Here is a 25,957-nt window from a genome sequence, read left to right on the forward strand (position 1 = left end):
GTTTTTGGTGACTTTTGTCGCGACTGACAAAAGTTACTCGCCATCAGCCTGCGAAGCAGGCGGGCGAAATCGCCTTTGACTTGTCGAGGCCCGCCAGCCCGGCGGTAACAGCGTACAAGCCAGCGGCAGCGAAGCTGACGAACCACGCGTCATCAGCCTGCGAAGCAGGCGGGCGGAACCGCCTTTGACTTGTCGAGGCCGCCGATCGCGGCGGTAGCAATACACTAGCTAGTGTCAGCGAGTTGACGAACCAGCCTGCGAAGCAGGCGGACGAAATCGCCTTTGAAGTGTCGAGGCCACCACTGCGACAAGTGGCATCAGCCAATCCAGTGCCCAGCTTGCGAAGCGAGCCGGACGAAACGCTTTCGTCAGAGCCTGACACCAATGGCGTCGCGCGCCTTCCTCGCCTTGCGCCGCGCATCCTCGATGCTTTCGCCCCTGGCCAGGGTCACACCCATGCGTCGGCGTCCGCGCACTTCCGGCTTGCCGAACAGGCGCAGATCGGTTTCCGGGCTGGCAAGCGCTCGGTCGAGATTGTCGAAGGCAACCTGCTTCGAGTTTCCTTCGACCAGCACGGCGGCCGAGGCGCTCGGGCCGCGCTGGACGATGTGCGGAATCGGCAGGTCCAGGATGGCGCGGGCATGCAGGGCGAACTCTGACAGGTCCTGGGAAACTAGGGTGACCAGGCCGGTGTCGTGCGGGCGCGGCGAGACCTCGCTGAACCACACCCGGTCGCCCTTGATGAACAGCTCCACCCCGAACACACCACGGCCGCCGAGTGCGTCGGTGACGGCGCCGGCGATCCGTTCGGACTCCAGGCGCGCGGTTTCACTCATCGGCTGCGGCTGCCAGGATTCGCGATAGTCGCCGTCTTCCTGGGTATGGCCGATGGGCTCGCAGAACAGCGTGCCGCCGGCGTGTCGTACGGTCAGAAGGGTGATTTCGTAGTCGAAATCGACGAAGCCCTCAACGATGACCTCGCCTTCTCCGCTGCGGCCGCCGGACTGGGCGTAGGCCCAGGCCAGGTCGATGTCGTCTTTCGTGCGAAGCAGGCTCTGGCCCTTGCCGGAGGAGGACATGATCGGCTTGACGACGCAGGGCAGGCCGATTTCGGCCACGGCTTGCTCGAACTCTTCGCGCGTTTCGGCGAAACGGTAAGGCGAAGTGGGTAACTCCAGTTCTTCGGCCGCCAGGCGTCGGATGCCCTCGCGGTTCATGGTCAGGTGTGCAGCGCGGGCGGTGGGGATGACGTTGTAGCCTTCGGTCTCGAGCAGCAGCAAGGCGTCGGTGGCGATTGCCTCGATCTCGGGCACGATCAGATGCGGCCGGTCCAGTTCCACGATGCTGAGCACGGCCTGCGGATCGAGCATGTCGATGACGTGGCGGCGGTGGGACACGGCCATGGCCGGCGCACGATCATAGCGATCGACGGCGATGACCTCACAGCCCAGGCGCTGCAGCTCGATGGCCACCTCCTTGCCCAATTCTCCGCTGCCGAGCAGCATGACCCGGGTGGCGGTGGCCGACTGTGGGGTACCGATGGTGGTCATTCCGCCGCCTGCCCGTCGAGCAAATGTCGGTCGAGAAACTCGGCGATCGTACGGTAGACGTGCAGGCGTGGGCCGTCCCCGGCAATGGCGTGTTTTTCGCCGGGATAGGTCATCAGCTCGAAGGGAAAGGCGCGCTCCTGCAAGGCATGCATCAGCTTGGTCGAATGCGTGAACAGCACGTTGTCATCGGCCATGCCGTGGATCAGCAGCAGGGGGTCGGCCATCGCATCGGCGTAGGTCAGTACATTGCCATTCTCGTAGGCTTCCGGGTGATCCTGCGGCCGGCCCAGGTAGCGTTCGGTGTAGTGCGTGTCGTACAGCGACCAGTCTGTGACCGGGGCAACCGAGACCGCGGCTGCGAATTCACCAGGATACTGGCCCAGGGCCAACAGGCTCATGTAGCCGCCGTAGCTCCAGCCGAACATGCCGATGCGTTCGGGATCGACGAAGTCCTGTGACCGCAGCCAGTCGACCCCCACCATCTGGTCCACCATCTCGACCTGGCCAAGCTTGAGATAAGCCGCGTCCTGGAAGGCCTTGCCCTGGCGCTCGACGCCGCGATTGTCGAGGGAAAAGACCAGGTAGCCGCGCCGGGCCATGTACTGGTCGACAAGCATGCGCCGTGACCAGCTGTCGGTGACCATGCGATGGGTGGGACCGCCGTAGACGTGGATGAAGACCGGATATTGCCGGTCCGGATCGAATTCGGCCGGGCGCAGCAGGCGATAGTGGAGTTCGTGCCCCTGTGGCGCAACGATTGTGCCGAATTCGGTCGGCCGATGGTCTTCGTACCAGGGACCGTAGGGATGATCCTCGGTAATGCGGTTCTCCACCAGCCAGGCCAGGCGTTCACCGTCAATGCCGTGCAGGGAAAGCTGCGGCGGCTGGCTGCTGTTCGAGAAGGTGTCGACGTACACTCGGGCCTGTCGATCCATGCTGATCTCGTGCCAGCCGGAACGTCGCGAAATCCGGTTGACCGCTTCCGGCGACCGGGTGATCAGCGACTGACGGTAGAGGTGCTTTTCGGTGGTCGCCGCTTCCGACGCGGTGAAATAGACCATGCCCAACTCTTCATCGACGCCGATCAGTTCGTCGACCTGCCAATCGCCGTCGGTGAGGCGGCGGATCAGCCCGCCTTCGTAGTCGTAAAGATAGAGGTGGCGGAATCCGTCGCGCTCGGACGACCAGATGAACGCCGGCATGTCGTCGAGGAAGTGCAGGTCGTCGTGCAGATTGATCCAGGTCTCGCTGGTTTCAGTCAGCAGAGTGCGGGCTTCGCCACTGTCGATGTTGGCGACCACCAGCTCCAGGGTCTGCTGGTTACGGCTCTGGCGCTGGATCGCGAGTTGGTCACCATTGGGTAGCCAGTTTACGCGCGGAATGTAGATGTCGGATTCCTCGCCCAGCGCCATCCACTCGATCTCGCCCGATGTGATGTCGACCACGCCGAGCCGGTAGGTGACATTGTCGGTGCCGGCATAGGGGTAGCGCTGCTCGACCATGCGGATCGCATCGGCTTCGACTTCGTAGCGGCGCGTCACTTCGACCGGGGATTCGTCGATTTCAAGGAAGGCGATGTGCTCGCCAGTCGGTGACCACCAGAAGCCGGTCGAGCGCCCCATCTCTTCCTGGGCGATGAATTCAGCCACGCCGCTGGCGGTCGTTTCGGTGGCGCTGTCGGTCAGGGGACGGGCTTCGCCCGATTCGATTTCGGCCAGCCACAGCTCACGCTCGCGCACGAAGGCCACGTGCCGGCCGTCGGGGGCGATCTGCGGGTCGGTGTCGAAGGCTTCCGAGTCGGTCAACTGGCGGACTTCGCGCGCCTCGGCCTGCATGTCGAGCAAGTAGATGTTGCCGCCGATGGGGAACAGCAGGAAGCGGCCGTCGCCCGACCAGCGATAGTCGACGATGCCGCGAAGATCGGCGATGCGTTCGCGCTCGCGCCGGGCCTGTTCGGCGGCCGATAACTCGACTTCATCTGCCATGACCGCGTCGGCGGCGACCAGCACGCGCGATTGTCCGTCCTCGACGTGAAACTCCCACAGGTCGAGCAGGTTGCGGTCGTCCTCGCGGCCCTTGAGGAACGTCACCCGATCACCGGCCGGGGACAGTTCGGGCTGGCGAAGCGTCGGGCCGGCGAGATCGGGGCTGGCGAAGATGCGCTCCAGGGTCAGCTCCGCCGCTTCGAGCGATTGACAAGCGGCCAGTAGCACGAAGGTCGTCAGGAAGATGCGTCGGTGCATGGCAGTATCAGGACAGTGCCGGTTCGGGTCAGCCCGATATTGTGTGCCTCCGGGTCTGGAATGGCAAATTCACCCCGCTTCCCGACAAAAAAACGGCCCGGAAGTCCGGGCCGTTCGAATGATCGCCATGTGCTGTCCTGGGCGCAGTCGTTCAGTCTTCTTCGAGACGGCTGAGCTCGTCCTCGCGACGCAGCATGTCCGTGAAGTATTCCCAGTCGTCGCGCAGGGCGTCTCCGAACTGTTCCCACAATTCGTCGGCACGCTCTTCGCCGGCGGCTTTCACGACCGTGTCGTAGGGTCCGGCACGATCTTCGTCCAAGGCCGCGAAGTTGTCATAGTGCGCGACGACGAAGTAGTCGGGTTCCGTAGAGTCGTTGCCAATATTCTGGTACCAGGTACCCAGGTGTTCATATTCAGCTTCCTTCATGATGCCGGTAATGGCACTCACGGCATCGCGGAAGTCGCTGTTGTCGTCGACGCGGAAATGATGCAGGCGCACGACCGTGTAGCCTTCGGCCTCCCCGCTCCAGTCGGCCATATGGCGGGCGTAGTGGGTGGAGACCGATTCGACATGCGGCGTGAGGTGCTCTTCGTGCTCCGGCCAGCAAGCTTTTCCCGCCTCCCAGGGAGAATCCATTTCGGCCCAGTTGTCCATTCGGGAGACAAAGTGATACTGGCGGCCTTCACCCCCGACGTTGCTCCAGGTACTCCAGGTGCCAGCGTCTTCGTGTTCCTCCAGACAGGCATGGTAGTCCTTGACGGCCTCGCGGAAAGCGGAGTCGTGTCCGATCTTGACACCGACTTCGGTGATTTGAAGCATGTAGCTGTCGTTTTCTTCCTGTGCAAGCGCGGCTGTGCCTCCCCCCAGGAGGACACAGGCGCTCAGCGTCAGAGTCAGTTTGGTCATGGTCGATTTCATGGCTGAACTCCCAAGTGAAAATGTCAATCGCATTGAATAATGATCAATGAAATGTGAAACATATCACAAAAATAGGGGCTTTCGCCATGGGGATGTGTGCGAGGGAGCGCCTGTCCGGGCGCTCGGTCGTGGAAAATTGATGCTGGCCACCCCACATGTGTGAAGCCAGGCGGTTAACATGCCGTCGTCTTGATTGGTGGATACCCCAAAAGCATGCAAAGCAACAACCCGCAAACACCCGCCCATCTCGTCTTTGACCAGGGCGTTCGAGACCGAACAGACGCACTTTACGAGCGGGTGCGCGACGTTGTCCCGGCGGTTGAATGGCCGATGTACGCGCCGCTGGTCGACGCCATTAACCGGCTCAAGGTCGAGCGCAATGCCGTCGTCCTGGCGCACAATTACATGACGCCGGAAATTTTCAACTGCGTCGGCGACATCACTGGCGACTCGCTCAGGTTGGCCCAGGTGGCGGCCGAAGCCGAGCAGGACATCATCGTCCAGGCCGGCGTGCACTTCATGGCCGAAACGGCCAAGATCCTGTCGCCGGAGAAGACGGTCCTGATTCCCGACCTGGAAGCCGGCTGCTCGCTGGCTGCCTCGATCACCGGAGAGGACGTGCGGCGCATCCGGGCCGCCTATCCCGATTATCCGATCGTGACCTACGTGAACACCTCTGCCGAGGTCAAGGCAGAGTCCGATATCTGCTGCACCTCTTCCAACGCCGTGGGCGTGGTCGAGGCCATCGCCGCGCAGTGGGGCAGTGACACTGTCATCATGATCCCCGACGAATACCTGGCGAAGAACGTCGCCAGCCAGACGGACATCCGTATCCTGACTTGGAAAGGCGATTGCGAGGTACACGAGAAATTCACGCGCGCCGAGATCGAGCAGTTGCGCGCCGAGCACCCGGACGCGATGATCATCACCCATCCTGAATGCCCGCCCGAGGTACTCGGGGCAGCCGACTTCGCCGGCTCGACCGGTGCCATGTCGGCCTGGGTGAGCGAGTATCGGCCCAAAAAGGCGATCCTGATTACCGAGTGCTCGATGAGCGACAACGTGGCCGTGGCCAATCCGGGCACGCAGTTCATCCGCCCCTGCAACCTGTGTCCGCACATGAAGCGCATCACGCTGGAGAAGATCTATCGGACACTGCGTGATCTGCGCTACGAGATCCATGTTTCCACAGATATTGCCGATCGTGCGCGGGCCAGCCTGCGTGCGATGCTTGATCTCCCGCGCGGTGCCCAGCCGCCAGGCTTCGATACGTCCAGGCCCGAGCGCCGCGCCGAATACGTCAGCGTGTCGACAGCATGAACGAGTCGCTGCCCGGCAACGTGGTTTCCGACATCGTGCGTCGCGCGTTGGCAGAGGATCTCGGCGGCCGAGGCGATGTCACCACCTGCGCCACGGTTCCGGAGGCGGCGTGTGGGCGTTTTCGCCTGGTTGCGCGACAGGCCGGGGTGCTTTCAGGCGTTCAGGCTGCAAACGAAGTCTTCGCGCAAGTGGATCCGGATATCGAGATCGAGTGGCATGAAGTCGACGGTGGTTGGTTCGAGACCGGAGCGGTGTTGGCCGATTTGACTGGCCCGGCGGCCGGAATTCTCACGGCCGAGCGAACGGTGCTCAACTTCCTGGGACGCTTGAGCGGTATTGCGACGCTGACTCGCCGATATGTGGATGCCGTGGCTGGTACCGGTGCACGTATCGCTCACACGCGCAAGACCACGCCCGGGCTGCGTGCGCTGGAGTTGCAGGCCGTTGTCGCCGGCGGCGGCGCGCGCCACCGTTTCGGGCTGGATGACGCCATCCTGATCAAGGACAACCATGTGGCTGTAGTCGGCAGCGTGGGCGAGGCGGTGCGCCGCGCCCGGGCCTTTGCCGGCCACATGCTGCGTGTGGCCGCCGAAATCGATTCTCTCGACCAGCTCGATGAGGTGCTCGATGCCGGTGTCGACAGTATTCTGCTGGACAATTTCAGTCATGCCGAGCTCAGGCAGGCGGTCCTGAAGAGCCGGGGGCGTGGCGTTGTGCTCGAAGCTTCGGGGAAGGTCTCCCTGGAGAGCGTTGACCGGGTCGCTGCCACCGGTATCGACGTCATCTCTATCGGCGCGCTGACCCATTCGGCGCCCTGTCTCGATCTGGGTCTTGACGAACACGTCTGAAACAAGGCGGCGTGCTATCTTCGTCCCTGAATTCATGATGACGGGCAGAACATGAGCGAGCGCGAATTCGATGTTGTCCTGATGGGAGCTACCGGCTTTACCGGGCGTCTCGTGGCTGAACATCTGCTGCGTCGGCACGGCGCGAATGGTGGCTTGCGCTGGGCCCTGGCCGGGCGCAGCCGGGAACGGCTCGAACAGATCCGCCACGGCCTGGGCGAGTCGGCCGCCGACCTGCCGCTGATCGTCGCCGACAGTCATGATCGGGAGTCGCTCGACGCCATGGTGAAGCGAACCCGAGTGGTCTGCACCACGGTCGGACCTTATGCCCTGCACGGATCGGACCTGGTGGCGGCCTGCGCCGCATCGGGTACCGACTACTGCGATCTCTCCGGCGAAGTGCCCTGGATGCGCCGGATGCTCGACGAACATGCCGAGGCCGCACACGAAAGCGGCGCGCGCATCGTGCATTGCTGCGGTTTCGACTCAATTCCCTCGGACATGGGCGTGTGGTTTCTGCAGAAGCAGGCCCGGGAGCGTTTTGGCGGTCCGCTGGAGCGCGTACGGATGCGGGTCAAGGCGGCCAAGGGCGGCCTGAGCGGCGGCACTTATGCCTCGATGCTCAATATCGTCGAGCAGGCGCGTCGCGACAAGGATATCGCTCGTATCCTCAAGAACCCCTATGCCCTGTGCCCACCCGACGCGCGCAAGGGCGAGCGCCAGCCCTACGTGTCATCGGCTGATTACGACGCGGTCTTCGGGGTGTGGACTGCGCCGTTCATCATGGCTGCCATCAATACGCGCGTGGTGCTGAAGGCCAACGCGTTGTCCGGGTTCGCCTATGGCCGGGAGTTTCGTTACGACGAGGCCGTTATGACCGGTCGCGGCTTCTCCGGTCGCATGAAGGCCATTTCCGTTTCCCTGGCCATGGGCGCTTTCGCCCTGGGCTCGGCGTTGGGTCCGACCCGGGCACTACTGAAGAAGATCGCGCTGCCGAAGCCGGGCGAGGGGCCTTCGCCCGAACAGCGCGAGGCCGGATTCTTCAAGATCGTGATCGACGGGCGCAATGAGGGCGACGACCGGTCGCTGCGTGTGTCGGTCAGCGGCGACCGAGATCCCGGCTACGGCTCGACTTCGAAGATGATCGGCGAAACGGCCGTCGCCCTGGCGCGCGATTTGTCCCCCGAGGATTGTCCAGGTGGGATCTGGACGCCTTCGACGGCGCTCGGTGAGCGGTTGCTTGATCGGCTGCAGCAACACGCTGGTCTGAAGTTTGAGGTAGTCGACGCCTGAGGGTGGTGGTTTGGTTGTTGGCACTGGACGCAGTGGCGGCTTCGACACTTCAAAGGCGGTTCATCAATTGCTCTGCCGCGGGCTTGTGCGTTGCTACCACCGGGTTCGGCGGCTTCGACAAGTCAAAGGCGGTTTCGCCCGGCTGCTTCGCAGGCGCTGGATTGGCTGACGCCGCTCGTCGCGGCGCGGGCCTCGACAAGTCAACTTCTGTTTCGCCCGGCTTGCTTCGCAAGCTCTTTGGGCGAGGTACTTTTGTCGCTTGCAACAAAAGTACCCAAAAGTGCGCTTACAAGACGCGGTTGTGCCGCAAGACCAGTTGGCTTCAGGGCTTAACGGAGATACCGCTTCTGCCTTCGCTAATGCTCGGTCGTGAAACATGGCGTTTTCGATAAACGCCTGGCGTAGCCCGCACCCAGAAAGGACGACCTCGATCGGGGCCGGCTTCGATTGAGGGGGGACAAGCGCTCAGGGTGGTACGCCACTCGAAGTCGCGGTGCCAGATGCGGGCCGCACCAAGTGTTGTCGCAAGCCAGCATGTTCGGCAGCCGGGCCCAAGCAAAGCCCCAGTCACAGTCCGTGAAGCCACTCCGCTCAGATATTCCTGAGACGTAACCGTCATCTTTTAAGCGCATTTTTTGGGTACTTTTTTGGCGCGACAAAAAAGTACCTCGCCGCAAGAGCGCGCGAAGCGCGCCGGGCGAAACCGCCATTGACTTGTCGGGGCCCGCCAACCCGGCGGTAGCCACACACTTCCCAGCGGCAGAGCAGTTGATGAAACAGCCTGCGCAGCAGGCGGGCGGCCCCGCCTCAGATTGGGCCGGTCAGCCTTCCTTCAAACTCTTCATGTCGATAACAAACCGGTAACGTACGTCGCCCCGCTGCATGCGCTCGTAGGCTTCGTTGATGTTCTTGATGTCGAGCATCTCGATATCGCACTCGATGCCGTGTTCGGCACAGAAGTCCAGGCATTCCTGCGTTTCGGGCAGGCCGCCGATCAGCGATCCGGCCAGGGCTCGGCGTCCGAAGATCAATGGGCCGGCATCGAGCGGCGGGTCAATCGGTTCGGGCATGCCTACGAGGATATGGATGCCGTCGTGCTTGAGGGTAGCGATATAGGGGTTGAGGTCGTGTGCCACCGGAACGGTATCGAGCAGGAAGTCAAAGTGTCCGACTGCGGCCGCCATCTGTTCGTCGTCGGTCGAGACGATGACCTGGTGGGCGCCCTGGCGCTTCCCTTCTGCTGCCTTGTCGCTGGAGCGGGTGAAGAGGGTGACTTCCGCGCCCAGCGCCCGGGCGAGCTTCACGCCCATGTGCCCGAGCCCGCCCATGCCGATCACACCAACGCGGTGTCCCTCGCCGACGCCGAAGTGCTTGAGCGGCGAATAGGTGGTAATTCCGGCGCAAAGCAGTGGCGCAGCAGCGGCCGGGTCCAGCGCATCTGGAACTTGGACAACGAAGCGGTCGCTGACGACGATAGCTTCGGAGTAGCCGCCGTAGGTCTTGCTTCCATCGTGAAGGTCCTGTCCGTTGTATGTCAGCACATTGCCGCCGGTGCAGTACTGTTCCAGGCCTTCCTCGCAAGCATGGCACTTGCGACATGAGTCGACCAGGCAACCGACGCCGACCCGGTCGCCCACCGCGAATTGCTTCACGTCTTCGCCCACAGCCGTGACCCGACCGATAATTTCGTGGCCGGGCACCACCGGGTAGTCGGTCATCCCCCAGTCGTTGTGCACGAAGTGCAGGTCAGTGTGACAGATCCCGCAGTAGTCGATTTCGATCCGGACGTCGTCCGGACGGAGGTCGCGGCGCTCGATTTCGAGCGGGGCCACGCCGGATGTGTCCGATTCTGCGCCGTAGGCTCGTGTTGACATGGTGGGGTCCCGATTATTTGACTAGGATGTTGATCATAACGCTGAAATGGTGAGCCTGCTGTGCAGGCTGGTGTATCAATTCCTGTGCCATTGGATTGGCTGATGCCACCGGCCGCTGTACGAGCCTCGACACGTCAAAGGCGGTTTCGCCCGGCGCGCTTCGCGCGCTCTTGCGGCGAGGTACTTTTTTGTCGCGCCAAAAAAAGTACCCAAAAAATGCGCTTAGAAGATGACGGTTGCGTCTCAGTAATACCTGGTCGGAGTGGCTTCACGAACTGTGACTGGGGCTTTGATGTTGCCCGGCTGCCGAACATGCTGGCTCACGACTATGCTTGGCGCGGCCCGCATCTGGCTCAACGACTTCGAGTGTCGTCCCACGCCAGGGGCTCGTCCCACCCTTAATCGAAGCTGACCCCGATCGAGGTCGTGCTGTTCTGGTGCGGGCTACACCAAGCTTTTATCGAAAACGCCATGTTTCACGACCGAGCGTTAGCGATGGCAAGAGCAGTATCTCCGTTAAGCCCTGAAGCCTTCTGGTCCTGCGGAACAACCGCGTCTTCTAAGAGCGTTTTTGGTGACTTTTGTCGCGATTGACAAAAGTTACTCGCCCAAAGAGCTTGCGAAGCAAGCCGGGCGAAACAGAAGTTGACTTGTCGAGGCCCCCACAGCGACCCGTGGCATCAGCCAATCCTGTGCTCGCGAAGCAAGCCGGGCGAAACCGCCTTTGAAGTGTCGAGGCCCGCGCCGCGACCCGTGGCGTCAGCCAATCCCGTGTCTGCGAAACAGGCCGGGCGAATCAATCCCATCGATCGGACCGGGCAGTTCGCCACGAATCACCAAATGGCCCCTGGCCGTTGGTTTCATCGAGCAACTGGCCTGGCTCGAGGAAATTGTAGAGATCGGCGAAGGTTGAAACGTTCAGTTCGGTGGCTCGGCGGTAGATATGGTGCGGTCGGATCTCGTCGGTGTGACTCAGGCCCATGGCCGAGAGCATCTTGATCAGGCTCTCGATGGTCTTGCGGTGGTAGCGGGCCACGCGCGGTGCCTTGTCGTCGACCACCAGTCCACGCACCAGGGACGGGTTCTGGGTGGTGACACCGGTCGGGCAGGTGTTGTTGTTGCAACTCAGCGACTGGATGCAGCCCAGGGCGAACATCATCCCGCGCGCACTGTTGCAGCCGTCGGCACCGAGTGCGAGGGCGCGGATCATGTGAAAGGCACTCAGGATCTTGCCGCTGCAGAAGATCTTGATATCGTCGCGCAAGCCGGTGCCCGTGAGAATGTCATGTACGGTCACGATCGCGTCGCGCTTGGGCATGCCAAGGGAGTTGGTGAATTCCAGCGGTGCGGCACCGGTGCCGCCCTCGCCGCCGTCAACGGTGATGAAATCGGGGCGGATTCCGGTATCGAGCATCGCGCGACACATGGCCATGAAGTCGCTGATACGACCCATGCAGAACTTGATGCCGACCGGCTTGCCGCCGGACAGATCACGCAGCTGACCGATAAATTCCATCAGCTCACTGGGCGTGGAAAAGGCGCTGTGGGCTGCCGGAGAAATACAGGCCTCGCCCGCTGGAACTTCACGCGCCTCGGCGATCTCCCGGCTCACCTTGGGGCCGGGCAGAATGCCGCCGGCGCCGGGCTTGGCGCCTTGCGAGAGTTTCAGTTCGATCATCCGGACGGTCTCGCCGGTTGCCGTTTCGCCGAACCGTTCGGGATTGAATCGGCCCTCGGGCGTGCGGCATCCGAAGTAGCCCGATCCGATTTGCCAGATCAGGTCACCGCCGCCTTCGAGGTGGTAGCGCGAAACACCCCCTTCCCCGGTGTTGTGTGCGAAGCCGCCTTCGGCCGCCCCCCGGTTAAGCGCCATGATGGCGTTCTTCGACAGCGAGCCGAAGCTCATCGCCGAGACGTTGAGCAGTGATGATGAATAGGGCTTGCCACAGTCCTTGCCGCCGATGTCGATGCGCGGTTCCTCCTCCAGCAAGGGAGCCGGCGTGGTCACATGGGCGGCCCACTCATAGCCGGGTCGGTAGACATCGCGCTGGGTACCGAAGGGCTTGGTTTCGAGTTCGCCCTTGGCGCGTTGATAGATCAGCGCCCGGTATTCGCGTTCGACCGGATAGGCATCGAGATTGCTTTCGATCAGGTACTGCTGGATTTCCGGTCGGAAGTGTTCGATCAAGTAGCGGAAATGTCCGATGATGGGAAAATTCCGCAACACGGTGTGCTTGGTCTGCATGGCGTCGCGAAGCCCCAGCGCCAGCAGCGGAACGATGATCAGTTGCAGGTACCAGGCCGGTGACCAGGCCATGCCGACCAGGCCGACAACCGCGAAGCCGATCAGCAGGAATACGAATACCGATTGTCTTGCCATGGGCGAAGCCTAGCCCGAATCAGGGGTGATTTGAAGTCCCCGGTTTCAGAAGCTCGCCTCGATCCGGGCGTGAACGAAACGACCGTTGATGCCGATTGGACTGATCGAGTCGACCCAGGGAACCAAAGTGCGCGCCGACCGGTGGCAGATGCAGTATGCTTTGCGCCGATTCAATCGCGATGGAGACAGCATGCCCAGGGTTAGTGAAATCAAGCGCGGCCAGGTGATCGAGCACGACGGCAAGGTGTTTGGCGTTCGGCAGATCGATCGTTCGGCGCCGACCGCCCGAGGTGGCGGCACGCTCTACCGCTTCAAACTGGAATCCATTCCGGGCGGGGACCGCAAGGAGGTTACGCTCAAGGGCGACGACATGCTCAAGGATGCCGACCTGGTACGACGCCAGTGCGAGTTCTCCTATCGCGACGGCAACCAGTTCGTTTTCATGGACAGCGAGGACTTCAGCCAGTATCTGATCGATGCCGATGTCATCGGTGACGGTGCCGGGTACATCACAGATGGCCTGCAGGGCATCTACGTGATGATCATCGACGACACGCCCGTTGCCATCCAGTTGCCGCAATCGGTGGTGCTGGAGGTCAGCGATACCGCCCCGGTGATGAAGGGCGCGACGGCCACAAAATCGAATAAGCCGGCGAGCCTGGAGACCGGGTTGGAGATCCTGGTTCCCGACTACATCACGCCCGGCGAGACCGTACGCGTCAACACCGAAACCGGCGAATTCATGGGCCGCGCCTGAGCCATGGAACAAGGTGAATGGAAGGCACGACTCAAGGCGTTGCGGGACGAGCTTGATGGTGTCGATACGGCGCTGATCGAGCTGGCAACACGGCGCCAGCAGCTGGTTTCCGATATCGGACGCATCAAGAAGCGGTACGGCGAGCAGTTGCGTGACTTCCGGCGCGAACGCGAAGTGCTCGATGGCGTACGCCGCGCGGCCGAGTCCCGGGGTCTGGATCCCGAACTGGCCGAGGATCTGTTCCAGCGCCTGATTGAGGCTTCTTTGACTCGCCAGGAGCAGGAGCGGCTGCGCCTTGGGCGTCACGGTGATGGTCGACGAGCATTGGTGATCGGTGGCTCTGGTCGCATGGGCCGTTGGTTGGCCGCTTTCCTCGACGGCCAGGGTTTCGATGTGCTGATTGCCGATCCTGCCACGACATCGGATGGAAGTTCGCGCTTCACCGATTGGCGCGATGCCCCGGCCGACGTGGACGTCATCGCCATCGCCGCACCCCTTGCGATATCGGCCGAGGTGCTGGCCGAGCTCGCACAGCAATCGACGGATGCGCTGGTCTTCGATATCGGATCACTCAAATCGCCGTTGGGTCCGGCCCTGCGCGCTGCTGCCGATGCCGGGCTGCGGGTGTGTTCGGTGCACCCCATGTTCGGTCCCGACACGCAGCTGCTTTCGGAAAAGCATGTTCTCCTGATGGACGTCGGCAACGCCGAGGCTGTCGTTGCCGCGAAGTCCCTTTTTGCCGACACCCTGGCTGAACTGGTCACAATCGGGCTCGAAGAACACGACCGGCTTATGGCGCCGGTGCTGGGTTTATCCCACGCGTTGAGCATCGTCTTCTTCACCGCCCTGGCAGATTGCGGGGTGTCGGCCACGGGCCTGTCGCAGCTGTCGAGCACCACCTTCGATCGGCAATTGTCCATTGCGCGGGCCGTGGCCTGCGAAAACCCCGATCTCTACTTTGAAATCCAGTCCCTCAACCGCCATGGCGGTACCATGCGCCAGGCGTTGCTCGCGGCCGTTCAGTTGTTGATCGAGAGTATCGAGAACGATGATTCCGAGGCATTTCGGCAGTTGATGGCGCGGGGCAAAGCGTATCTTTCCGATTTGAAGTAGGTTGAGGTTACAAGTTCGTTGCCGCTAGATTGACTGTTGCCACTGGTCGCAGTGGTGTACTCGACACTTCAAAGGCGATTACGCCCGTCTGCTTCGCAGATTGGTTCGTCAACTCGCTGATGCTAGCTAGTGTGATGCTACCGCCGCGGTCGGTGGTCTCGACAAGTCAAAGGCGGTTTCGCCCGGCGCGCTTCGCGCGCTCTTGCGGCGAGGTGCTTTTTTGTCGCGCCAAAAAAGTACCCAAAAAATGCGCTTAAAAGATGACGGTTACGTCTCAGGAATATCTGAGCGGAGTGGCTTCACGGACTGTGACTGGGGCTTTGCTTGGGCCCGGCTGCCGAACATGCTGGCTTGCGATACCGCCTGGCGCGGCCCGCATCTGGCACTGCGACTTCGAGTGGCGTTCCAGCCCTGAGATCTGTCCCAACCTTAATCGAAGCCGACCCCGATCGAGGCCGTGCTGTGTGGGTGCGGGCTACGCCCGAGCTTTACCGAAAACGCCATGTTTCACGACCGAGCATTAGCGAAGGCAAAAGCGGTATCTCCGTTAAGCCTCCGAGACTTCTGGTCCTGCGGACCACCCGCGTCTTCTAAGAGCGTTTTTGGTGACTTTTGTCGCGACTGACAAAAGTTACTCGCCATCAGCCTGCGAAGCACGCGGGCGAAATCGCTTTTGATTTGTCGGGCCCCCCACGACAACCCGTGGCAATAGCCAGCGCCGTGCCTGCACAGCAGGCGGCGAATCCGCCTTTGACTTGTCGAGGACACCACCGCGCCCGGCGGCAACAATTGTGCAAGGGCCACCCGGCCAACAAGTCTAAGCGCAAGCACCTGCCAAGTATGCCGGGCGCAATCTCGGCCGTCAGAGATGCTACCCGACCTACTGAAAGTGCTCATCCAAATAACGATTGATTTCCTTCTCGACGGCTGGCTGCAGGTAGGTAAACAGAAAGTTGAGCCGGGCCCGTACGTGAACGCATTCTTCGTCAACGTCGATTTCGCCGTGAACGCCGGGCCGCTCGAAAACGATCGTGTCTTCATCCCAGCCATATTCGATGCTGAATTTCTCGGCCAGGTCGGCAGCCAGTTCATCGGCGACTTGCTGCGCATCTTCGAGGCTCATGCTATGGGTCTTTCGAATGTCGATACTCATGTGACCGGCTCAGTCATCCGCTTCGAATTTCTCGATCCAGGGTGCGAACTCATCGGCCGGAAGCGCCGGGCTGTAGAGAAAGCCCTGTGCCAGGTCGCAGCCGGCTTCGGCAAGATAGTCTCGTTGGGCACGGGTTTCAACACCCTCGCCCACGGTTCCCAGGCCGAGACTACGGGCCAGACGGATGATGGCTACCACGATGGCCTCTGCTTCGCTGTGGTCGTGCAGGTCATGGATGAAGCTGCGGTCGATCTTGAATTGGTCAATCGGGAAGCGGCGCAAATAGGCCAGCGAAGAATAGCCGGTGCCAAAGTCGTCGATGGAAATTCCCAGACCTAGCAACTTGAGTTCACGCAGGATAGATGCGGCTTCTTCGGCATTGTCCATGACTACGCTCTCGGTAATCTCCAGACGCAGAGCCGAGGCAGGAAGCGCGGCCTTCTTGAGTGACGAATGGATGTATTCACTCAGGCCGGGGTCACGAAACTGGCGCGCCGAAAGATTGAGCGCCACGACCAGATTGAGACCGGCATCATGCCACGCTCGCGACTGGCGGGCTGCTTCGTCAAGCACCCAGCGACCGAGCGGAATGATCAGCCCGGTTTCCTCGGCCAGCGGAATGAACTCGTCGGGCGGGATCATCCTGCCTTCGTGCTCCCAGCGCAGGAGTGCTTCGGCGCCGACCACGCGGCCGGTGGCAAGCTCGATTACCGGCTGGTAATGCAGCCTCATTCTCTTGTCTTCGACTGCCCGCCGCAGGGTCGATTCCATATCCACACGCTGCAGCGCTGCCTCGTTCATGTCCTCTGTATAGAAGCGGAAGTTGTTTGCGCCGAGCTGCTTGGCGCGATACATGGCGATATCGGCATTTCTGAGAAGGGTGTTGTAGTCGTCGCCGTTACCCGGGTGGATGGCAATGCCCAGGCTGGCGGTGATATTCATCTCGCGACCTGCCACCTGGAATGGTGCCTCCAGCACTCTCAGGATGGCGGTGGCGCGTCCCGGGAGGTCGCTGCGTTCCTCGATATCGTTGATCAGGATTACGAATTCGTCACCACTGATCCGGGCCACGGTGTCACGCGCGCGAACCGTACCGCGCAGTCGTTCAGCGACCTCGCGCAGTACGCTATCGCCGGCGCTGCGGCCGAGGCTGTCGTTGATGCGCTTGAACTGATCGAGATCGATGAACAGCAGGGCGAGGTGATGCTGCGTTTCTCGGGCGGCGGTAATTGCCTGTTCGACACGGTCCTGAAGCAGGTTGCGGCTGGCCACCCCGGTAAGGGTGTCCTGGCTGTACTGGCGCTCGAGCTGTTCTTCGTATTGCTTGCGTTCGGTGATGTCGTTGATGATGCCGACGAAGTGCGTCGCCACGCCCTCGTCGTCGAACACCGGCGCGATGGTCAGTTCGTTCCAGAACAGCGTCCCATCCTTGCGGTAGTAGCGCAACACCGCTTCACCTTCGTGCTGATTATTGATGGCATTGCGAATCGTGATCAGGCCTCGCTGGTCACGATCATTGCCATACAGAAACCGGGGGTTGCGGCCCATGACTTCGTCGCGGCTGAATCCCGTGATCCGCTCAAAAGCACTGTTGACGTAGACGAGGGGCGCATCGTCGGATGGATCGGCGGAGGTGATCATCACGCCGTTTGGAGATGCTTCAATGGCACGCCGGCTCAGGCGGTTGAATTCTTCGGCCGACTTGAGGCTGGCTTCTGCCTCCTGGCGCATGGACTCACGGTGATAGTTCTCGAGTGCATAGGAAAGATCGCTGACCACTTCCTCGACCAGCCCGGTCAGCGACGAGTCGAAAAAGCCGGTTTCACTCGCGTACAGACAGAGCGCACCGATGATTCGGCCATTGGCATAAAGCGGACACGCAGCTGCCGAACGGAGTTGGTACTCCTTGAGCAGTGGCTGAATAGAGCTGATAGAGGGTTCGGCAGAAAGGTCGTTACTCAGGAAATTCCGGGCCTCGCCGATGGCGATTTCTCCTGGAGTCCTGAACGGCGGCTCGGCCACGAACGGGCCCGCCCGGTTGAAGATCTCGTCGTCGCCGCCGTGCCGGGCAGCAAGCCGCACGGTCTTGCCGTCTTCTTCCAACAGGCCGACCCAGGCAAGCGTGAAACCGCCTCGTTCGACGACAATCCGGCAGGCGCCGTCCAGCAATTCCTGTTGCGAACTGGTGTGGACGATGAGCTGATTGATGGCACTCAGGGCTGAGTAAAGCCGATTGAGCCGCTCGATCTGTACCTTGGCCAGCTGCAGTTCCTCGAAACGCTGGGCCAGCTCAGCGCTGCGTTCCTCGAGCTTGCGCACCAGGGCCTGGCTGTAGCGCCGGTCCGCCTCGGCACCCTGCGTGACTGGCTTGCGCGGCTGTTGCTCGCGCTTGTCGGCTGTAGTGAGCACCTTGTCCAGGCGCTTGAGGAATACGACCGGTTCGGTTGGCTTGATCAGGAAGGCATCGGCACCGAGATCGCGCGCCAGACGTTCGTCCTCGGACTGGGTGTAGGTGGCCGTGTAGACGACGAAGGGAATTGTCGAGAGCCGGTGGTCGGCTTTCCACTCGCGCAGCAATGTATAACCGTCCATCGTGGGCATCAGCAGGTCGCTGATAACCAGGTCTGGCGGGTGTTTGCGCGCGAGATCCAGCGCCACGGCACCATTCTCGGCCTCTTCGACCTCGAAATCGTTGGCGCTCAGCAACGACCGCAGCAGGTAGCGGTTTTCGTCGTGATCGTCAACGACCAGTATCCGCTTCATCCGCTGGTCTCCAAGTACGCTTCGACCCGGTCGGCGAAATTGCCGGGGTCGATGGGCTTTTCGATATATCCCGTGCAGCCGGCGGCGAGACAATTCTCACGATCGCCGGGCATGGCATAGGATGTCACGGCCACAATGGGAGTCTCCGCCATTTCGGGCATCCGGCGCAACTCGCGCGCGACCTCGTAGCCGTCCATGCCGGGGAGCTGGATATCGAGCAGGATAAGGTCCGGTTGCTCGCTGGCAGCCATTTCGATGCCGGTTTGACCGTCGCTGGCGCAGACCATTTGCCAGTCGCGCGCGCTCAACAGGTAAGACGCCAGGTAGGCGTTCTGCTCGTTGTCTTCGATCAGCAGGATCTTCCCTTTCATGCCTCTTCCCCGGTTGCAGCCGCGGCTGCGAGCGGCAGTTCGACCGTGAATGTGGTACCTACACCCCAACGACTGGAAACCCGGATCTCACCATCCATCATACTGGTCAGCCGCTTGCAGATCACCAGGCCCAGACCGGTGCCTTCATGTTTCCTTGAAAGCGTCGAGTCGATCTGGCGGAAAGGTAGGAACAGGCTCTGCAAGTCCTGCTCCCGAATACCGATACCCGAGTCCTGGACGGCGATGATCACCGATTCCTCGCCTTCGCTGTCGTCGGTATCGATCGTGATCTTCACCGATCCCGAGTCCGTGAACTTGACCGCATTGCCGATGAGGTTGAACAGGATCTGCTCGACCCGGCGCAGATCGCCCATACGATCGCCCGGGTCGGTTCTCCGATCGATCTCGAGAGTGATGTTCTTTCGCTCAGCCAGTGGCCGAATGATTTCGATAACCTTGTCGACCGACTCCAGCAAGCTGAAGGGTTCGCTGGAGAGCGTCATCTCCCCGGCCTCGATGCGTGAGATATCGAGAATGTCGTTGATCAGGGTCAGCAGGTGTTCGGAACTGTTGCGCACCATTGTGAGCTGCTTGCTTTGTTCCGCGTTGAGGGGGCCCGCCAATTCCTGCAGGAGAATGCCGGTGAACCCGATGATGGAATTGAGTGGGGTTCTGAGTTCGTGACTCATGGTGGCAAGAAATGCCGACTTGAGGCGATCGGCCGCCTCGGCCTTGTCCCGGGCCACGGCCAATTGATCCTCGACCCGCTTCTGGTGGGTGATGTCGACCAGCAGGCCGACGATACCCAGTGGCTGCTCCTCGGGGCCGATAATACGCGCTGCGGAGTAGAGCATCTCGTGGCGCGTGCTGTCGGCGAAATCCAGTGTGACCTCGCGCCGAATCTGACCACCACTTTCAAGCAGCCGCTTCTGTTCCAGTTCGAATTTTCGACCGTCAGATGTTGAGACGAACTCCAGGTCATGGACGGTCTTGCCGACGATTTCCTCGCGCCTGATGCCGAATGCCTGCTCGTAGGCCTTGTTGCAGCCCGTGAAGTGCAGTTGGTTGTTCTTGTAGTAGATCAGGCTCGGAATCTGGTCGATCAGGGCCTGGAAGAATGTCGAGGTCTCGCTGAGTTCACGCGTTCGGTCGTGCACACGCCGCTCGAGCTGCCGGGTATGTTCGCGCGCCTGAGTGTAAACCTGGTGCGTTTTCGCCCGGACCTGATTTCGCAGAACCAAAACCAGCGCCAAACCGCCACCAAGCATGATGGCGATGGCTGCCGCGGCGGCGGGCAGCCAGTTCGGCCAGGTGGTCAAGGGCGGGTTGTCGGTCCAGCGCTCGAGCGATGCATAGTAGGGTGAGTCCGGGTCCTGTTTGAATGCGATCAGGTGATGGTCGATGGCCTCGAGCAGGTGCACCCGTCCGGTCAGGGGTGCGGCAAAGAACAGGCGCGAGGGCGCAAAGATCACGGCCGTGTCTTCCAGGCCGAAGTCATCGGCGTGATGCTCGCCGTAAAACCGATTGGTGACCACGGCATCTGCCTGGCCCGAATGAACAGCGGCAAAGGCCGATCCGAAATCGCGGAAGGGCAGTAATTTCACCGCAATACCAAAGCCCTCGACCATGTTCTCGAGTTGTGATTGCTGGACTGATCCGTCGAGCACTGCGACCGAACGGCCATTGAGATCGATGATCGAACGGATGCCGCTGTTCGGCGACGCGTAGACCTGGTGCCAACTCGACAGGGCCGGTTCGTCATGGAAGGCAAAGAGCTGAGTGCGATCGGCCGTTCGCGCGACATCGGGCATCAGGTCGATTTGCCCCGTGCTCAGTCTATTGAGGCCCTCCTGCCAGCTGCCGGGTACGTATTCCAGCTGCCAGCCTTCACGTTCGGCAATGGCTTCGATGATATCGACGAAAATGCCTTCTGGTCGGCCGTCCTCGCCGAGGCCCACCTTGGGGCTGTTGGCGTAGATGCCGACTTGAACCGACTGCTTGGTGACCGAAAGTGCCGGTGATTGGTCTGCCAGTGCGGGGAATGGCAGGCAAAGCAGTAGCGAGAGGGCGACCACCACCCCCTGTCGCAGCCTTCGGCCCGCTTCAACGTGGGGCCGGCGATACCGTGCCTGCTTGTTATCGTCCACCTGGGCGCCCTCCTGCGCCAGAGCGGAAGCGGATGACCAGCATACGGCAATTGGTCTGTGGCCGCCATGAATGCAATTGACTGCCCTACAAGGTATTTCTGGGCGGAATCAGGACACTGGCCAGGATCATTCCGGTGGTCAGGGCAACGGCGATCACCCCGGCGAGAATGGCGGTTTCGAGGCCGGCGACGACGTCGTCGCCGAGCAGCACAGCCAGACTTCTCAGCCCGATCGAGCCGGGCACCAGCAGGATCATCCCCGGGATGTGCAGGATCGACGAAGGCCGGCTGGTGAGCTGCACATACAGGTTGCCGGCCAGGCCCACAGCCAGGCCCCCGATGAAAGCGCCGATCACGGGCGCTTCGAGCCAATCGCCGAAGCCAGCCCCCATCCAGGCCACCCAGGTCACACCGAGAATCCAGATCCAATCGCGCAGATGCGCCTGGATCAGCATCATCAGGCCCATCGCTGCAATCGGCACGCCGACGAGCGGCAGCCATATCGGCTGCGGTGCCGGATCGATCAGGCCGACCTCGCCCACGATTGCCCGGGCGCTGATCGAGCCCAGCACCAGGCCAAAGGTGAGCAGCGCGAAGATGGTTACGGCAAAGGCCAGCCGCGACGACCCGGAAACCAGATGGCCGGTGGAGAGTTCACGAGCCGCAGTGGTCAGGTCCATACCGGGCAGAAGGGGGATCATGGCGGCGAGAATGGCCGGCATCAATGCGGTCTGGGCGTCGTAGCCGCACCAGAGCGTGCCCAGGAAGGTGATGATCGTCGCCACCATGGGATTGATCAGGCGGGCACGCTCGACATGGCGGCTCATCCACACCACGGTCAGGCCGGTGACCAGACCGAGCGGTACGGCCAGCAGGGCTTCACGCCATCCACCGCCGAGTAGAGGCACCACGCCGCCGGCAATCAGCACGAAAGCGGCCAGCTGCAGCCAGCGATTGTAGAGCGGTGGCGCAGCATCGATGGCGCGCACACGTTCGTCGGCCGTTTCCGGATCGATCCGGCCCTCGGCCAGTTCTTCCATCACCTCCGTCAGGTCGGCAAGCTTGCTCAGGTTGGCCGAGCCCGGATCGGAACGCGCCAGGAAGGTTTGCTGCTTCTCGCCGTCCCCAAGCGAGACGATCAGCGAAGTCGGGGTGGAGAAGAACTCGGCCTGCAGGCCGAGGCGTTCGGCCATGATCTGCATGGATGACTCAAGCCGGTGGGCCGGCGAGCCGACATGCAACAGGGCCCGGCCCAGGTTGAGCACCAGGCGGGCGTAGCGGTCGGAGGCGTAGGGCTGCTCGTCGCCCAGGATATCGTCCGGCTGGTCAGTCAAGGCGTCGTTGTCCGGCGTGCTGGAATCCCGGAACAAGTGTCGCATAATGCGTGGCAGGCGCCCACCCGGAATCCCGACAATGAGACTCGAGCTCTACCAGGTCGATGCCTTTGCCGAAAAGCTGTTCGAGGGCAATCCGGCCGCCGTCGTACCGCTGGCCGAATGGCTCGACGATGATCTGCTGTGCGCTATCGCCAATGAGAACAATCTGTCGGAAACCGCCTTTTTCGTGCCCGAGGGCGATGGCTACCGATTGCGCTGGTTCACGCCCGCGGCGGAAGTGGATCTGTGCGGCCACGCCACCCTGGCCAGCGCCCACGTCTTGTACAAGCATCTCGGGTACGACGGCGAGGAAATCGTTTTCGACACCCGTAGCGGTGAACTGCGGGTAAGGCGAAGCGAGGGCAGCCTGCGTATGGATTTTCCGGCGAGTCTTCCCGAAGCCGTCGATGCGCCTGATGAGCTGCTTTCGGGTCTCGGTGCGGTTCCGGCAGAGGTGCTGGCGGCCGCGGACTACGTCGCCGTGTTCGAGCGCGAGTCGGATATCCGTGAACTTGTGCCGGACTTTTCCCGCCTGGCCGGGCTCGATCGTCGTGGTGTGCTGGCTACGGCACCGGGCAACGAGGCCGATTTCGTCAGCCGCTGCTTCTTTCCCGCACTGGCGGTCAATGAGGATCCGGTTACCGGGTCAGCGCATTGCGAACTGGCACCGTACTGGGCGGCCCGTCTCGGCAAGCAGTGCCTGAGCGCCAGGCAGCTTTCACGTCGAGGCGGTTGCCTGGGCTGCGAGGTCGGCCATGGTCGGGTGGTGCTCTCCGGCCGAGCGGTGGATTACCTGAAGGGAGAAATCCTGATTCCCGACCGGTTGTGAGGATTCATGGCGCCGGTTTCGGCATCGTGATATCCGTGTGATGTGCGTTCCGGGACGTAAGCCGCTATGCTGCACGCAAGGGTCAACGCCCTGTTTTATGGGAAGGGAATCGACCATGGGGACATGTTCCAGGCGGGAGAGCGCTGCCGCAGCGTTGCGGTGGGTCGCTTCCTGTCTATGCTTGTGGCTGGTCAGTGCGCCGGCACAGGAGCGTAATTTCCATCACTATTCTACGGTCGACGGCGTGCCCCAACGACAAGTGCTGGCCGTGGCACGGGGACCGCAGGGTTTCATGTGGCTGGGTACTTTCGGTGGTGCAAGCCGCTTTGATGGCCGCGAATTCACCACCTTTACCACCCGCGAAGGCCTGAATTCCAACACCATCCTCGACCTGGTTGTCGACGGCGGGAATCGGCTGGTGGCGGCTACCGGTCGCGGGCTGTGCTATTTCGAAATCGAGACATCGCGCTTCGATTGTCCGTTCCGCGAAGGACCACTGGCCAGCGGCTACGTCAATCAATTGCTGGTCGATGGTGATGACATCCTGTGGGCGGCGACCGAGCGCGGACTGGTGCGCCTCGACGGTCGTGACGTTCGACAGTTCGCTTCCGGCCACGGTCTGCCCGTGGATCAGGCGCTGAGTGTGGCGACCGACCGTGCAGGCCGAATCTGGGTTGGAACCGAATCGGGGCTGGTCCGGCTGGCCGAGGACGGTTTCGGGCCGGTACATTTGCCCGGCCGGCAGGTCACCGCCTTGCTGGCCGGCGAAGACGGCTTGCGCGTGGCCACCGATCGTGGCTTGTATCGAATGGCTGGCGGTCGGACCGAGCGATACCCGGGTGTGCCCGAGGCCTTCGTGGCCGCACCCTTCAGCGCGATCGAACGCGGCACGGATGGGACGATCTGGTACGGGACGCAGCGCGGCGCACTCGAGGAACGCGACGGTCGCTTCAGGGTGGTCGATGAGCGTGCCGGGTTGCTGGACGGGGTTGTCCATACCATTGTCGTGGATCACGAAGGCAACGTCTGGTTCGGCAACCAGGGGGGACTGAGCAAACTCGCGCCGGGCCCGATTGCCAGCTTCGACGAGCGTCACGGTCTGCCGCATCCTTTCGTGCGGGCGCTGGCAACAGCACCGGACGGCACTTTGTGGGTGGGGACGCGTGCCGGCTTGGCGGTGCGTGATCCGCACGCGGCAGAGTGGCTGGTGCACCCGGCCGAGAATCCTGCAATGTCCGGCCAGCGCATCTATTCGCTGGCCCCGTTAGCCAGGGATCAGGCCTGGATCGGGACCGACGACGGCCTTTTCTTCTACGACCGTGGCCGCGTTGATCGGCGGCTTGACGGGGCCCGCGGTTTGCCGAAGGCCTACGTGCCTTCCCTGCTGTTGGCCCGGGATGGGACACTGTGGATCGGAACGGCGGGGGGCGTGCGGACATTCGACGGTGAACGCCTGCAACGGCCGAAAGCCGCGCAGCTGCATCAGGCCTTTGTGCTGCGAATGATCGAGGATGGCGACGGGCGCATCTGGTTCGCGCTGCGCGACGGCGGCGTGGTCGTCAGGCAACCCGATGGTGGCCTGGTCCATCTTGACGCCGAGGCCGGGTTGACCGATCAGACGGTGTGGGATCTCGGCCTTGATTCGGACGGCCGGGTCTGGGCGGCCAGCAACGGCGACGGCGCGTTCAGGATCGGTACCGACCTGTCTGCCGAGCAGTTCCTGCGGAGTCCGGAGGGTATCCACGACGACTTCATCTGGAATCTGCTGGTCGACGAGCGTGATCGCGTGTGGTTGTACGGTAATCGTGGCCTGCTCCGCTTTTATCCGCAGGGTGGGGAAAGGCGCCTGTATACCGATCGGGATGGACTGCCGGATCTGGAAGGCAGCGCCACGGCTGCCGCGGCAGCCGGCGGCAAACTATGGTTCGGCAGCAGTCGGGGCCTGGTCCGCTTCGACCCACAGGACGAATTCAGCAATACGCTCGCACCCAAAGTCGTCGTGACCGCCACTCGGCGCGGTAACGGGGAGCCTCTTGCCCGGGACGAGGTACGGCCTCATGCCGATCAGGGTGTTCAATTTCACTTCGCAGCCAACAGCTTTCGAGACGAGCAACGCGTGCGCTATCGATACCGCCTGCTGGGGCACGATCAGGACTGGTCGGCGCCTACCGAGGATGAAAGTGTGAGTTACGGCAGCTTGAGTGCCGGCCGCTACGAGTTCCAGGTCATCGCCGCCAACGACGACGGGGTTTGGTCGGAGTCGCCGGCATCCTTCCGGTTTGAAACGGCACGACCGTGGTGGGGGCATCCGCTGGCCTGGAGCAGTGGCGTATTGCTGCTGGCCTTGACCGGTTGGGGCGGTATTCGCCTGAGCCTGTGGCGCATCGACCGTCAGCGCCGCCAGCTCAAGGCGCTGGTGGCCCAGCGCACCCGTGAACTGGAAGACAAGAATCGCCAGCTCAAGCAACTGGCCATCACGGACGAGCTGACCGGCTTATTCAATCGCCGTCATTTCCTGACCCGCCTGCGGCATGAATGGGAGCTGCTGCTGCGCTCGCCGAACCCGACGCCCTTGTCCCTGATCATTCTCGATCTGGATTACTTCAAGGAGGTCAACGACCGGTTCGGGCATCAGGCCGGGGACCGGGTACTGGCCGAGACGGCGCGTCGGTTGCTGACCACCGCGCGCAAGGCCGATACGCTGGCCCGTTACGGCGGCGAGGAGTTCGCCATGGTGCTGCCGTTCACCGATCGCCAGGGCGCGCTCCAGGCGGCCCGGCGCATGCTCGACATCCTGGCCCAGCGGCCGGTGGAGGTCGACCGGCAGCGGACCGTCGACATCTCGGCCAGTATCGGCACGGTGTCGGCGGAAATCAGCCGCGACTCGGTCCCCTACGGCATCGATGAACTGATCCGCCGTGCCGATGCCGCCTTGTACAAGGCCAAACGCGGCGGTCGCGGCCGCATCGTGACCGCCGAGGAAATGGCCTGATCATTCACCCGGACTGAAGCGCGGCGCCGGGCG

17 protein-coding genes are annotated in these 25,957 nt (G+C 62.2%); 7 read left to right on the plus strand and 10 right to left on the minus strand.

Translation table 11 applies throughout. From position 1 onward, the window contains the following. Positions 1-368: 368 nt before the first annotated feature. From purT to G4Y73_RS05205, 3 genes are all read right to left on the minus strand, one after another. Complete coding sequence (gene purT / locus G4Y73_RS05195) at positions 369-1,550, minus strand: formate-dependent phosphoribosylglycinamide formyltransferase (protein ID WP_164230149.1); 1,182 nt, start codon at positions 1,548-1,550, stop codon at positions 369-371. Next, positions 1,547-3,793, minus strand: coding sequence for a S9 family peptidase (locus G4Y73_RS05200; protein WP_164230151.1), 2,247 nt, complete (start codon positions 3,791-3,793; stop codon positions 1,547-1,549). Before G4Y73_RS05200 ends, purT begins: the two co-directional genes overlap by 4 nt. Positions 3,794-3,944: 151 nt before the next feature. After that, positions 3,945-4,700, minus strand: a complete 756-nt coding sequence (locus tag G4Y73_RS05205) for a hypothetical protein (protein WP_164230153.1) — start codon at positions 4,698-4,700, stop codon at positions 3,945-3,947. 225 nt (positions 4,701-4,925) lie between these two features. Here G4Y73_RS05205 and nadA point away from each other — a divergent pair, with 225 nt between their 5' ends. From nadA to G4Y73_RS05220, 3 genes are read left to right on the plus strand one after another with little or no spacing between them, the layout of a single operon-like run. Continuing rightward, complete coding sequence (nadA, locus tag G4Y73_RS05210; protein ID WP_164230155.1) at positions 4,926-6,032, plus strand: quinolinate synthase NadA; 1,107 nt, start codon at positions 4,926-4,928, stop codon at positions 6,030-6,032. Then, on the plus strand, positions 6,029-6,880 hold the full coding sequence (gene nadC / locus G4Y73_RS05215) for a carboxylating nicotinate-nucleotide diphosphorylase (RefSeq protein ID WP_164230157.1): 852 nt from the start codon (positions 6,029-6,031) through the stop codon (positions 6,878-6,880). The genes nadA and nadC overlap by 4 nt, the downstream gene beginning before the upstream one ends. A gap of 51 nt (positions 6,881-6,931) precedes the next feature. Next, positions 6,932-8,170: a saccharopine dehydrogenase NADP-binding domain-containing protein gene (locus G4Y73_RS05220; RefSeq protein ID WP_164230158.1), complete on the plus strand. Its 1,239-nt coding sequence runs from the start codon at positions 6,932-6,934 to the stop codon at positions 8,168-8,170. 821 nt (positions 8,171-8,991) lie between these two features. On the opposite strand, the gene G4Y73_RS05225 is transcribed toward G4Y73_RS05220, so the two are convergent. Next, entirely contained in the window at positions 8,992-10,044 is a 1,053-nt protein-coding gene (locus G4Y73_RS05225; RefSeq protein WP_164230160.1) for an NAD(P)-dependent alcohol dehydrogenase, read from the minus strand. Positions 10,045-10,840: 796 nt separating this feature from the next. Then, positions 10,841-12,424, minus strand: a complete 1,584-nt coding sequence (locus tag G4Y73_RS05230) for an FMN-binding glutamate synthase family protein (protein WP_164230162.1) — start codon at positions 12,422-12,424, stop codon at positions 10,841-10,843. Between the two features lie 190 nt (positions 12,425-12,614). Here G4Y73_RS05230 and yeiP point away from each other — a divergent pair, with 190 nt between their 5' ends. Then, positions 12,615-13,181: an elongation factor P-like protein YeiP gene (yeiP, locus tag G4Y73_RS05235; protein ID WP_164230164.1), complete on the plus strand. Its 567-nt coding sequence runs from the start codon at positions 12,615-12,617 to the stop codon at positions 13,179-13,181. A gap of 3 nt (positions 13,182-13,184) precedes the next feature. Then, entirely contained in the window at positions 13,185-14,294 is a 1,110-nt protein-coding gene (locus G4Y73_RS05240; RefSeq protein ID WP_164230166.1) for a prephenate dehydrogenase/arogenate dehydrogenase family protein, read from the plus strand. Between the two features lie 880 nt (positions 14,295-15,174). Here G4Y73_RS05240 and G4Y73_RS05245 read toward each other — a convergent pair. The 5 genes from G4Y73_RS05245 to G4Y73_RS05265 form a co-directional block, all read right to left on the minus strand. Beyond that, positions 15,175-15,447 (minus strand): polyhydroxyalkanoic acid system family protein, encoded by a 273-nt coding sequence (locus G4Y73_RS05245; protein ID WP_164230167.1) that lies wholly within the window; start codon positions 15,445-15,447, stop codon positions 15,175-15,177. A gap of 9 nt (positions 15,448-15,456) precedes the next feature. After that, on the minus strand, positions 15,457-18,210 hold the full coding sequence (locus G4Y73_RS05250; protein ID WP_164230169.1) for an EAL domain-containing protein: 2,754 nt from the start codon (positions 18,208-18,210) through the stop codon (positions 15,457-15,459). Then, positions 18,207-18,581 (minus strand): response regulator, encoded by a 375-nt coding sequence (locus tag G4Y73_RS05255; protein WP_164230171.1) that lies wholly within the window; start codon positions 18,579-18,581, stop codon positions 18,207-18,209. Before G4Y73_RS05255 ends, G4Y73_RS05250 begins: the two co-directional genes overlap by 4 nt. Then, positions 18,578-20,728, minus strand: a complete 2,151-nt coding sequence (locus G4Y73_RS05260) for an ATP-binding protein (protein ID WP_164230173.1) — start codon at positions 20,726-20,728, stop codon at positions 18,578-18,580. Before G4Y73_RS05260 ends, G4Y73_RS05255 begins: the two co-directional genes overlap by 4 nt. 85 nt (positions 20,729-20,813) lie before the next feature. Further along, positions 20,814-22,061 carry a threonine/serine exporter family protein gene (locus G4Y73_RS05265; protein WP_164230175.1) on the minus strand — a complete coding sequence of 416 codons (1,248 nt, stop codon included), beginning with the start codon at positions 22,059-22,061 and terminating at the stop codon, positions 20,814-20,816. A gap of 79 nt (positions 22,062-22,140) precedes the next feature. On the opposite strand from G4Y73_RS05265, the gene G4Y73_RS05270 reads away from it, so the two are divergent. Continuing rightward, on the plus strand, positions 22,141-22,932 hold the full coding sequence (locus tag G4Y73_RS05270) for a PhzF family phenazine biosynthesis protein (protein ID WP_164230177.1): 792 nt from the start codon (positions 22,141-22,143) through the stop codon (positions 22,930-22,932). Between the two features lie 244 nt (positions 22,933-23,176). After that, a complete protein-coding gene (locus tag G4Y73_RS05275; RefSeq protein ID WP_164230179.1) occupies positions 23,177-25,924 on the plus strand; it encodes a diguanylate cyclase in 2,748 nt (915 codons plus the stop codon). The last annotated feature ends 33 nt before the right edge of the window (positions 25,925-25,957 follow it).

It is taken from the genome of Wenzhouxiangella sp. XN201 (genome assembly GCF_011008905.1).
Classification (GTDB): domain Bacteria; phylum Pseudomonadota; class Gammaproteobacteria; order Xanthomonadales; family Wenzhouxiangellaceae; genus Wenzhouxiangella.